This window comes from Hominisplanchenecus sp. (assembly GCF_046967715.1).
Lineage (GTDB): Bacteria > Bacillota > Clostridia > Lachnospirales > Lachnospiraceae > Hominisplanchenecus > Hominisplanchenecus faecis.
The window spans coordinates 1-11863 of the sequence record NZ_JBKVNQ010000029.1; the positions used below are offsets into that span (position 1 = coordinate 1).

The 11863-nt window shown below is 46.7% G+C and carries 12 protein-coding genes; all 12 read right to left on the reverse strand.

Annotated elements, in window-relative coordinates; genetic code table 11:
- Window positions 1-197: 197 nt before the first annotated feature.
- The gene (locus ACLTL4_RS05830; RefSeq protein WP_147631125.1) at window positions 198-1628 is read right to left on the reverse strand and encodes an oxaloacetate decarboxylase subunit alpha; all 1431 of its coding nucleotides are present in this window, start codon (window positions 1626-1628) and stop codon (window positions 198-200) included.
- A 29-nt stretch (window positions 1629-1657) separates the two neighbouring features.
- On the reverse strand, window positions 1658-2806 hold the full coding sequence (locus tag ACLTL4_RS05835) for a sodium ion-translocating decarboxylase subunit beta (protein WP_022118819.1): 1149 nt from the start codon (window positions 2804-2806) through the stop codon (window positions 1658-1660).
- A gap of 18 nt (window positions 2807-2824) precedes the next feature.
- The gene (locus ACLTL4_RS05840) at window positions 2825-3193 is read right to left on the reverse strand and encodes a biotin/lipoyl-containing protein (protein WP_022118820.1); all 369 of its coding nucleotides are present in this window, start codon (window positions 3191-3193) and stop codon (window positions 2825-2827) included.
- Window positions 3194-3207: 14 nt separating this feature from the next.
- On the reverse strand, window positions 3208-3954 hold the full coding sequence (locus tag ACLTL4_RS05845) for an OadG family transporter subunit (RefSeq protein ID WP_022118821.1): 747 nt from the start codon (window positions 3952-3954) through the stop codon (window positions 3208-3210).
- 14 nt (window positions 3955-3968) lie between these two features.
- Complete coding sequence (locus ACLTL4_RS05850; protein WP_412320323.1) at window positions 3969-5402, reverse strand: acyl-CoA carboxylase subunit beta; 1434 nt, start codon at window positions 5400-5402, stop codon at window positions 3969-3971.
- A 291-nt stretch (window positions 5403-5693) separates the two neighbouring features.
- Complete coding sequence (locus tag ACLTL4_RS05855) at window positions 5694-6908, reverse strand: D-alanyl-D-alanine carboxypeptidase family protein (RefSeq protein ID WP_346727706.1); 1215 nt, start codon at window positions 6906-6908, stop codon at window positions 5694-5696.
- A gap of 96 nt (window positions 6909-7004) precedes the next feature.
- A complete protein-coding gene (locus ACLTL4_RS05860) occupies window positions 7005-7790 on the reverse strand; it encodes a zinc dependent phospholipase C family protein (protein WP_022118824.1) in 786 nt (261 codons plus the stop codon).
- A gap of 58 nt (window positions 7791-7848) precedes the next feature.
- On the reverse strand, window positions 7849-8403 hold the full coding sequence (gene scpB / locus ACLTL4_RS05865) for an SMC-Scp complex subunit ScpB (RefSeq protein WP_147631313.1): 555 nt from the start codon (window positions 8401-8403) through the stop codon (window positions 7849-7851).
- The gene (locus tag ACLTL4_RS05870) at window positions 8387-9148 is read right to left on the reverse strand and encodes a segregation and condensation protein A (protein ID WP_022118826.1); all 762 of its coding nucleotides are present in this window, start codon (window positions 9146-9148) and stop codon (window positions 8387-8389) included. Before ACLTL4_RS05870 ends, scpB begins: the two co-directional genes overlap by 17 nt.
- A 4-nt stretch (window positions 9149-9152) precedes the next feature.
- Window positions 9153-9941 carry a metallophosphoesterase gene (locus ACLTL4_RS05875; RefSeq protein ID WP_215658848.1) on the reverse strand — a complete coding sequence of 263 codons (789 nt, stop codon included), beginning with the start codon at window positions 9939-9941 and terminating at the stop codon, window positions 9153-9155.
- Between the two features lie 238 nt (window positions 9942-10179).
- Window positions 10180-11361 carry a D-alanyl-D-alanine carboxypeptidase family protein gene (locus tag ACLTL4_RS05880; RefSeq protein WP_412320324.1) on the reverse strand — a complete coding sequence of 394 codons (1182 nt, stop codon included), beginning with the start codon at window positions 11359-11361 and terminating at the stop codon, window positions 10180-10182.
- A gap of 188 nt (window positions 11362-11549) precedes the next feature.
- Window positions 11550-11726: a 30S ribosomal protein S21 gene (rpsU, locus tag ACLTL4_RS05885; protein ID WP_004054229.1), complete on the reverse strand. Its 177-nt coding sequence runs from the start codon at window positions 11724-11726 to the stop codon at window positions 11550-11552.
- Window positions 11727-11863 lie beyond the last annotated feature (137 nt).

Sequence of the window (11863 nt, forward strand, 5' to 3'; positions counted from 1 at the left end):
TCATTTCTATGGCGTTCATTTGCACATTCTAAAACCTCCGCCACAACTTTTTATTTGAAAGTATATGTATTTTTTTCTGACTTTTGGTATTTTTTTGAACGCTAAAAAACTCTCCCACATTCCACGCTTTCGCGCTTCCTGCGGAAGAGTCCTGTAAATCTTTGTCATAAACAGACTGTTTTGATCAGATCCTCAGCTTATACCGGATATGCTCCGTTTTTAGTATCTGCTACAGTCTGGTCTACCTTTGTCTGCTGTGCTTCTCTGTATTTGAAGAAGTCTACAGCTACCTGTGGGAACAGTGCGTAGGTCAGTACATCTTCATCCTGCTGTTTCCACTGAGCCATTTCTTTCTCCAGTTTGCCAAGTTCCGGCTCCAGAAGGTCTGCCGGACGGCATGTGATGATCTTCGCATCGCCGATGCACTTCTTCTGAACTTCTTTGTTGAACGGTTTTGCGGTTGCACCGTATTTACCGGCGAGGACATCTTTTGTCTCTTTGGTTACCATCTTGTAACGTTCACCCATGATCACGTTAAATACAGCCTGTGTACCAACGATCTGTGAGGACGGTGTAACCAGAGGGCACTCACCGAGGTCTTTTCTTACACGCGGTACTTCTTCCAGAACATCGTAGAACTTGTCTTCTGCGTGCTGTTCTTTCAGCTGAGAGGTCAGGTTGGAAAGCATTCCGCCCGGTACCTGGTACAGCAGTGTCTTGATGTTTACGCCCATGTTCTTCGGATTGAGCAGTCCGCTCTCCAGTGCATCGTCACGGATCGGTCTGAAGTAATCAGCAATCTCTGCCAGAAGCTTCTGATCCAGGCCGGTATCGTATGGTGTGCCTTTGAAGGTCTCTACCATAACTTCGGTTGCCGGCTGAGAAGTTCCCAGTGCGAACGGTGACATTGCAGTATCGATGACATCGATACCGGCTTCTACGGCTTTCAGGTAAGTCATGGAAGCAACACCGGAGGTGTAGTGTGTATGCAGCTGAACCGGGATCTTAACTGCTTTTTTCAGAGCGGTTACCAGTTCGGTTGCTTTGTACGGAAGCAGAAGACCTGCCATGTCTTTGATACAGATGGAGTCTGCACCCATGTTCTCAACGTCTTTTGCCATCTTTGTCCAGTAATCCAGGGTGTAAGCATCACCCAGGGTGTAAGACAGTGCTACCTGTGCATGTCCTTTTTCTTTGTTTGCTGCTTTGACTGCGGTCTGCAGGTTACGCAGGTCATTCATACAGTCAAAGATACGGATGATATCGATACCGTTTGCGATGGATTTCTGTACGAAATATTCTACCACATCATCTGCATATGGACGGTATCCCAGGATGTTCTGTCCACGGAACAGCATCTGCAGTTTTGTGTTTTTGAATCCGGCACGGAATTTACGAAGTCTTTCCCATGGATCTTCTTTCAGGAAACGTAAGGAAGCATCAAACGTTGCACCTCCCCAGCATTCTACGGAATGATATCCAACCTGATCCATTTTTTCTACGATCGGAAGCATCTGCTCTGTTGTCATACGGGTTGCAATCAGAGACTGATGTGCGTCACGCAGAATTGTTTCTGTAATACCAACTGGTTTTTTTGCATTATTCTGCTTTTTTGCAATATCTGCCATGATCTATATCCTCCTAAGTTAATAACGTTTTATACACCGAAAATAGCCATGAATGTACCGGCCGCAACGGCTGTACCGATAACACCTGCTACGTTAGGTCCCATTGCATGCATCAGCAGGAAGTTGGTCGGATCTGCCTCTGCACCGACTTTCTGAGATACACGGGCTGCCATTGGTACGGCAGACACACCTGCGGAACCGATCAGCGGGTTGATCTTGCCGCCTGAGAGCTTGCACATCAGTTTACCAAACAGAACACCGCCCGCGGTACCGAATGCAAATGCGATCAGACCAAGTGCTACGATTTTCAGAGTATCCAGGTTCAGGAATGCTTCTGCACTTGTAGATGCACCTACAGAAGTACCAAGCAGGATAACTACGATGTACATCATTGCGTTTGAAGCAGTTTCTGTCAGCTGTTTTACAACACCGCTCTCGCGGAACAGGTTACCGAGCATCAGCATACCAACCAGCGGAGCTGTTGTCGGCAGGATCATACACACAACGATCGTGATGATGATCGGGAACAGGATCTTCTCCAGTTTAGAAACCGGACGGAGCTGCTGCATTTTGATCTTACGTTCTTTTTCTGTGGTCAGAAGTTTCATGATAGGCGGCTGAATGATCGGCACCAGTGACATATAAGAATATGCTGCCACTGCGATCGGTCCCATCAGTGCGGACTGTCCCAGCTTTCCTGCAAGGAAGATCGAAGTCGGGCCGTCAGCACCACCGATGATGGAGATCGCTGCTGCTGCTTTTCCGTTGAATCCCATCAGGATTGCCAGGAAGTAAGCTGCATAGATACCAAGCTGTGCTGCTGCACCAAGCAGGAAACTGATCGGATTTGCAATCAGCGGACCAAAGTCCGTCATCGCACCGACACCCATAAAGATCAGGGACGGCAGAATACTCCACTCATCCAGTAAATAGAAATAATGTAAAAGTCCACCTACACCGTTTGATGTCTCTTCCGGTGATGCCATGATATCCGGGTAAATATTAACCAGAAGCATACCGAATGCGATCGGAACCAGAAGCAGCGGTTCAAAACCTTTTGCGATTGCCAGGAAAAGGAATACACAGGCAACTGCGATCATCAGGTAGTTTCCCCAGGTCAGGTTAAAAAACGCCGTTTGATGGAGCAGGTTGGACAACGTATCGATTACGTATGACATAATTCAACCTCCAATATCTTAGTTCATGGTTGCCAGAACATCACCATTTTCAACTGCTGCACCAACTGCAACATCAATGCTTGCAACGGTTCCGTCCTGAGGTGCTACTACAGGGATCTCCATCTTCATAGCTTCCAGAATGATGATGTTGTCACCTGCTTTTACGCTCTGTCCTACAGAAGCTTCGATTTTCAGGACTTTGCCCGGTACGGAAGCTTCTACTTTAACGGAACCTGCACCTGCTGCTGCCTTCGGAGCTGCTTTTGGAGCTGCTTTTGGTGCTGCCTTCGGAGCTGCCTTTGGTGCTGTAGGTGCTGCACTTCCTGTTCCTTCTTCTACTGTTACATCATAAGCTGTACCATTTACTGTGATTGTATATGTTTTCATTTCAAATCCTCCTGTCAGGCTCTGTGCCATTTATTTGATTTCTTGATTGAACGGACAACAAAACTGTCTCCTGAAGTATTTTCGTAAGCTGCGATCGCTGCGGAAATAACCGCTACCAGTTCCAGGTCATCTGCAAAATCTTCATCTGCCGCTTCGCTCTGGGCGATTGCCGGTGCAGGTGCCTCTTCTGCTTTCGGTGCTTCCTCTGCGGCTTTCTTCTTGCCGACATTCTGGAATTTCTCTATGTACTTGAACAGTCCGATCACAAAGCTTAAGAATAGCAGCATCAGAAATACGATGCCGATTCCCATCAGTGTGTTCATTCCGGCACGCTGCATATTTGCTGCCAGAGAATACTGTACGCTGTAGGTCATGCTGGTGTACATCTGCTGACCTAAATCCAGCATCAGGACAACATCTGCTTTTGCTTTTTCAAACTGAGCAACGGTTGAGATCGTAACAACGTCTCCGTCTTTTTCCACATCCTGGGAAACGATGGAAGAATAAGCACCAAGCTCATCTTTTACACTTTTCCAGGACTCCATGGTCGCCGTGGTAAATGCATCATCCTGTGCAAGATAGTTTTCGATTTCTTCATCAGAAAATCCTGCGATCTGTGAGATCAGTGTCTCTGCTGCGGACTTGTAGTTGGCAGCCTCATCCTCTGTCACGGTATCTGCTGCAAATGCACATACGGACATGGCAAGTGTCAGAGCCAGTACACAGACCATCGCCAATAAACTTTTTAATTTTCGATTCATATTATTCACCTCACTTATACCGTGCCATGTTTTTTCGCCGGGCGGTCTTCTCTCTTTGTGAATAACATTTCAAATGCACCGATTACATACTTTCTGGTGTCTTCTGCGGAAATGATGGTATCAACATATCCTCTTGCTGCTGCGGACTGTACGCTCTCCTGCAGGCTTGCATATTCTGCTGCCTTTTCGTTGATCGTAGCTGCTTCAGCATCCGCATACATGATCTTGGCTGCCAGTTTTGCATCCATCATGCCAATGCTCGCATCTTCCCATGCATAAGTCATATCTGCTCCGACTGCCTTGCTGTTCATGGCAACATAGGCACTTCCGTAAGCTTTTCCGATGATCACATTTACCTTCGGAACGGTAGCATCTGCAAATGCATGTGTCATCTCTGCAACTGCGGTTGCGATGCATCTCTCAGAATGTTTGTCTGCCTTGAAACCGGTTACATTGGTCAGAGTCAGTACCGGGATATTGAATGCGTCACAGAATTTTACGAATCTGGCTGCTTTTCTTGCTCCTCTTGCAGTCAGGACTGCTTCAAACTCTTCTGCTTTTTCACCGTCTGCACCGTAAACTTCCGTACGGTTTGCTACAGCTCCGACGGTTGTTCCGTTCAGTTTCAGGAAACCGGTTACCATCTCTTTTGCATAGTCCGCTTTTGTCTCAACAAAATCCTGGTCATCTGCGATGTTGGAAAGAAGGATCGCCGTATCGCCTGCTGCATTTGCAAGATCTGCACATACACGGTTCAGATCATCGCTGCAGTCATCCACTGCATCTTCTTCGTTGTTTGCCGGAAGCAGCGTTACCAGTTTGCGGATACCTGAGAGAACTTCGTCTTCGCTGCCAGTAAAGTCAACCAGTCCTGCGTCCTCACTCTGGAATTTTGCGGATGCGGTATTGCATTTGGAAACTTCGTTTCCTTCCAGTGCGTTCGGAGAATTTACAAATAATTTTGCGTTTTTGCTCTCCATGAATGTAAAATCTGTCAGAGCCGGCATAAGTGCCATACCGCCGCCGCAGGTACCAAATACAGCTGTGATCTGTGGGATCACACCGGATGCCAGTACCTGTTTTGCATAAATCTCACCCAGTGCATTCAGTGCATCGGTTGCTTCCTGCAGACGGATACCTGCACAGTCGATCAGTCCGATCACCGGTGCACCCATCTTTAATGCCATATCGTACAGACGTGCGATTTTCTTTGCATGCATTTCACCGATGGTGCCGCCCAGTACAGATGCATCCTGGCTGTAAACATAGACCAGATTGCCGTCGATCACACCATAACCTGTGATTACACCGTCTGACGGTGTTGCTGTCTGCTTCAGGTTGAAATCTGTGTTTCTGGCAGTCACACAACCTCCGATTTCAACAAAGCTGTTCTCATCAAGTAAAGAAGCGATTCTTGTACTTGCCAAGTTTTGTGCTGTATTACTCATTGTTCAGCCCTCCATTAATAATTTATTAAAAGAAAAAAAATTTTCTGCCGATTGTAATTGTAATGGTTTTTGGAAGATTTAGCAAGTATTTTCTCGTTTTTCTCACTTTTTTTGTAGCACAACACCAGAAATAATCCGAATTTCATTCATGTTCCGTCATGCACATTCATTTTATTTCATTTTTCGTTGAATTTTAAACTCTTTCGTTGAATTTTGAACATAGCCTCAAACCTCTTACTTTGCATGTAAGAATGACCGAATGATATTCTAACCTTTTCTTTTCCGTCATCATCAGGATATGAAAAACTTTTTTATGATCTGCCCGGCACACCACGACAGACTGATGCGTTCTGCCCCATCCGCAGTCACGATCTCGTTTTCTTTGATTTTTTCATTATTTAAAAACAGCGTTACGTTTCCCATCACCGTATCTGCTTCAAGGGGAGCCGCTGTTTTCGTTTTCATATGGCAGACCAGCTTCACCTCATCTTCATCCGATACAAGAAGGCGGATCTTATGCTCTTTTGTCTGCCCGCCCCGGGACTGCACCGCCGTTTTTACAAGACATGGATCTTTGATCTTTCCACTTGCCGGAATCCCGTCTTCCACCAGCACCTGCGGTGTCTGTGCGTTCATTTCAAATTCCCGGATGTAAAAATGTTCTTTTGCATAATCCATCAGCTTTTTCGTATCTGTCCACTTATAGCTCCGGTTGTTCGGCCAGCCGCAGCCAAGCAGTGCCACCACAAAGGTTCTGCCTTCGCTTTCCAGTGCCCCGACATAACAGTAACCTGCCTTTCCGGTAAATCCAGTCTTTCCGGTCAGTGCCCCTTCCATCATATCGAGGAATGCATTGTGATTGTAACAGCTGTAATGTTTCTTCTGCTCTACATCTGAAAATTCATACGTTTTTGTGCGGGTGATTTCAAGAAATTCATCCCTTTTCGGTGACTGCATGATGCAGTAACGCAGGATTCTTGCAAGATCCACAGCCGTCGTTGCGTGTTCTCCGCCCGCATCTTCGTCATCGAGTCCGTTCGGTGTCACAAAATGCGTGTCGCTGCATCCGATCTCTTCTGCTTTCTGATTCATTTTTTCCGCAAAAGCTTCCACACTGCCTGCCGTCTTTTCTGCCAGGATCACAGCCGCATCGTTGTGGCTCTCCAGCATCAGAGAATAAAGCAGATCCTTTACGTAAAAAGTTTCTCCCTTTTGTACACCAAGGTGTACTTTTGGCTGCATGGCTGCGTTTTCGGAGGCTGCTGCCGTATCGGATGGATCTGTATTTTCCAGTACCAGAATGCAGGTCATGATCTTTGTCGTGCTCGCCATGGCACGTACTTCCTGCTCATTTTTTCCAAACAAAATACGCCCGGAATCTCCATCCATCAGGACGGCTGACTGGGCGTACAGCTGCATATCTTCTGCTTTTGCAGATACCGGTGCTGCAAGCAGCAACAGCATAAAGATTATAAAGCTTCGGATCACCGTAATTCTTTTTTTCACTGCACACACTTCCCATCTGTTTTTTCCGCATGCACACGGCATCCGGTATGTTACAGTGTGTGTTCTTTTTCTTTTTTTATGCACATCGGATACGCTCTACTCATAATTCCGCTCAAAACGACCGTTCAGATTCTGTATATCTTCGAGCGTATCATAAAAATCTTCCAGAACGGTCACCGTCTCCGGAATCGCCAGGCGAAGCAGTGCCATCAGCTCCTCTGTGCTCTGTTCACAGCGTCTGAGCGGTCTTTTTCGCATGATATGACCCTGAATGCTGTCATAGGCTCCGATCAGCCGCATCCCCCACAGCAAAAGCATCCTCTTTGGAAATCTGTGGCACACCGTAATTCCCGTATAAAATTTCAGAGAATTTATGCTTTTTCGCACTGTCTTTTCTGGCAGTTCCAAAATGGCCGAGACCGCACGCACGCTCTCTTTTGATGCTTTCAGCTGGGCTGCCGGCTTAAAACGAAACGGATTCTTCCCCGATCTTTCCATCAGATAACGATCCAACTCTGTTTCGATCTCATCATGCCTTGCCCCGGTCTTCTCCATGTATTTTGCAATATAGGGATGACACGTACTGTCCAGCATATAATGGCAGATAAATCCAAATACATATGCCAGTGCCTCTTCATCCCCGGTTTCCTGACAGTATTCTTTGCATTTTCGAAAAAACGAGGCTGCGATCTGTTCATGCATCGCCATTCCCTTCTGATTGACCGGATTTTCATGGAACAGATGATAATAAAAAAGAATATCCGGTCCATGCTGGCCGATCCGGTAAGCATTCATATGCTCTTCCACGATTTCTTTTAAATTTTCCGGAAGCTTCTGATAAACCATTTTTCCAAAAACATCATGTGTATATGTGGTTGGCATAAAACATCTCCAATCCTTTCCCGGATACAAAGGCCGGTATCTTTCTGCCTCAATATCCCTATATGTCCAGTTTCAGCTGTACTTCTTCTTCTGCCTCTGCTTTAAAGTCTTCCATTTTGACCGTGCTGATCACCGGAAGCTCATCCAGCGACTGCACTCCGAAACTGCGTAAAAATTCTTCCGTTGTCCCAAAAACGATCGGTTTGCCCGGTGCATCGATCCTGCCAAGCTCTCTGACCAGATCATACTCAATCAGTTTATTGATCGCATGGTCACTTTTTACCCCGCGGATCTTCTCGATCTCCGCTTTTGTGACCGGCTGCTTGTAGGCGATGATCGACAACGTTTCCAGTGCCACATCAGACAGTGTTGCCTTTTTGGGCTGTTTTGCCACCCGGATCAGATATTCATACATCTCTTTTTTGGTGCAGAGCTGATAGGCATGTTCCAGCTCCACGATCTGAATCCCTCTGTCTTCTTTTTTATATTGCTCCATCATATCTGCGAGCAGTTCTTCTGTACTTTCAACCTTCATCTCAAGTGCCGCTGCAATCTTTTCGACTTCCACCGATCCGCCCATGGCAAACAGGATCGCCTCAACTGCCGCTTTCATCTGTCTTGTTTTTTGCGATGTGGATCTCACCGAAACTTTCCTCCTGAACGATCGTAATAACGCCTTCCTTCATCATCTCCAGAATGATGAGAAATGCTATGATAACCTGCATTTTCGTTGCCTGTCCAAGAAGCAGTTCCCGAAAATTGCAGACTTCGTGCTGCTCAATATATTCTGCCACTTTTTCCCGCATCTGATCCATGTCTACTTCTTCTTTCTGCAGTGTGCCGAACGTACTGCGGATCGGATCGATGCGGTTGTTCTGCCGCCGTATGATATCCACAAAAATCCGGTGCATCCTGGAAAGTGTCACGCCCGCAAGCAGCTCTTCTGTGGATACCGGCTGCTTATATGCCTTTACTTCTTCCGGCAGATCCTGCTTATGGTAGAGAACCTGAGCGGCATCCTGCCTGCGTTCCTTAAGTTCATAAGAAATATATTTATACATCTTATATTCGAGCAGCTGTTGCACCAGTTCCTGACGCGGATCTTCCTCTTCGCCCTCTTCGTTCACTTCTTTCGGGAGCAGCATCCGTGATTTGATATCCAGAAGCGTTGCCGCCATCAGAAGGAACTCACTCATCACGCCAAGATCCTGCTTTTTCATTTCATGGAGATACGCCATGTACTGGTCGGTGATCTCAGCGATCGGTATATCATAAATGCTGACTTTATTCTTTTCGATCAGGTGCAGAAGCAGGTCGAGTGGTCCTTCAAAAGCCTGTAATTTTACTGCAATCCCCATAATTTCACCTCTTGATCCGCACGGTAACGATCTCGGTCGGATTGTTGATCCGAAACAGGCCGGAATGATTACCCATGCCGGCACCGACGACCATGCTGCTTGTATCCATCTGATACAGACCGTGGTCATACTTCGGGAACAGCTGGAACTGCGGGCTGATGACTCCGCCAAAATACGGCAAACGGATAAAACCGCCGTGCAGATGTCCGGCAAAAGTAAAGTCCGCACCCCAGGCAGCATATTCTTCAAAAAAGACCGGATTGTGTGTCAGAAGGATCTGGTATGCATCCTGTTTTCGTTTTCCGATGCTTCGCTCCATGCCGACAACGGACGGATGTCTGCGGCTGAACCGCCGGTAATATTCCCACGGCAGCTCATACCCGGTCACGGCAACTTTCTCACCGTCGATCCAGAACCATGCCGTCTCGTTGTGCAGAACCTGCACGCCGCCGTTTTTCAGATCATCCATAAATTTCTGATATCGCTCCGGCTGATGTCTCTCCACACACATCTCATGGTTTCCGTTTACAAAACAGACCGGTGCAAGATCCGAAAGACGGGAGAGCAGAGCCACGGCTATGGCATCACCCTCCTCCCTGTCTCCGCTTAACATATCGCCCGAAGCCAGTATCAGATCCGGTTTCTGATCCCAGGCACACTCGATGATCAGCCGGTTTCCTGATTCGTAACAGGTCCCGTGCAGGTCACTCAAACAAAACAGGACCATTTCTCGCTTTGTGGTATCTTCTTTCTGTTTTTTTGTTGTCCCTATCTCATAAAATATCTTTCTCATAACTACAACTATAACATAGGATGTCGTTATGGTCAAAATATATTTGATGCCAGGGTCAAAAGCCTGAAACCACGATGTGCTTGCACAAAAGTGGTTTTATGGCTTAATGACCCGCCCCGATATGAGCATAAAAGTGGAGCGTAAGCTTCACGATATGCGAATAGCGGGTAGAATTGTGGGAGTACGAAGTACGGAACAATTCGTATGGCATCTTTTGGTGCTTAACATCATTTCGATCCTAAAGTAAAAACGCATCCACACCTTCCTGGAAATAATCCACAAAACCTGCCCTCTGCACTTCTTCTGTCGTCAGGATATCCACACTTCCGATCTGTTTTCCGTTCAGAAAATACTGCAGTTCTCCGGCTTTTTCCCCCTGTTTCACCGGAGCTGCAAGTGTTTCTTCTTTGATCTGCTTTCGTTCAATCTGCGAAAAGTCCACGCCTTCGGTATCCAGATAAGAAAAGGGTTCCCGGTATGTGCACAAAATATTTCTCTTTTTTCCGCCGGTCACTTTGATTTCTCCGGCTTCCGGCGGCTCTTCATCTTTGTAGATCCGGCAGATTCCAAATCCGTAGTTGAGCAGCGTCGCCGCATTGGCAAACCGGATCTTCGAATCCGGTCCTGCCATGATCACGCTGATCAGTGTGATATCGCCGCGTTTTGCCGCTGCCGATACGCAGAATTTTGCCTTGCCGGTACTGCCTGTTTTCAGTCCGATACAGCCGTCATAGCTTCTGAGAAGCTTGTTGGTGTTGGTAAGCCCAAAGGCACTGCTGCCTCTTGCCGTCACATGTGTGATATCCTCCATCCAGATTGTTGTGTATTGTTCGATCTGTGGAAAGTTCAGCAGAAGCTCTCTTGACATGATTGCAATGTCACGCGGCGTTGTATAGTGATCGTCCGAATCCGTCAGGCCACAGCAGTCCACAAAATGTGTGTTCTCCATGCCAAGTGCTGCCGCCCGCTCATTCATTTTCTGAACAAAAGCTTCTTCGCTTCCGCCTATGTATTCTGCCATGGCAACGGAAGCATCGTTCCCGGATGCCACTAGAATACATTTGAGCAAAGTGTCAACCGTCTGTTTTTCCCCTTCTTCCAGAAATACCTGCGAGCCGCCCATGGATTTGGCATGAGCACTTGTCACCACTTCATCCTGAAGTGTGATCTTCCCGCTCTTTATTGCTTCCATGATCAGCAGTGTGGTCATGATCTTGGTGACACTCGCCGGGCTTCGCCTTGTATCCGCCTCTTTTTCATACAGGATTTTCCCGGTCGTCAGCTCCATCAGGCAGGCTGCCGGTGATTCGATTTCCACGTTTTCTGCAAAACTCTGTCCTGGAAATGCAGCTGTCGTTCCGCCTGTGATGAGCACCAGTGCAAGCAGCAGGCTGATTCCCCTTGTTTTCCACTTTTTCATATAAAACGCTCCTGTTTTTCCTATATAAACAGTATAAGCAGGCATTTGCTCATGCATGACAGGTCCGATACATTTTTCGCATCTGTTTTTGGGGACGGCAGCACACTTTTGCACATCATACATTCCTCTCATTTTCAGGACATAAAGAAAACCTCCGGCATCACTGCCAGAGGCTTCATTTGCACATATTAGTTGTATTTACGCTTACGCGCTGCTTCGGATTTCTTTTTTCTTCTTACGCTTGGTTTTTCGTAATGTTCTCTTTTACGAATCTCCTGCTGAATACCAGCCTTTGCGCAGTTTCTTTTGAAACGGCGTAAAGCACTGTCCAAAGTCTCGTTTTCTTTTACGATTACATTTGACATAAATTCACACCTAACCTCCCTCCAGTTGTAGATTGTGCATAATACAACTGTCTGGGTATTTTATTGCACTTCTGACATTATAGCATATTTTCTCGAAACGTCAAGATTTTTCTTCTTTTTTCTCGATGAAAATTTTG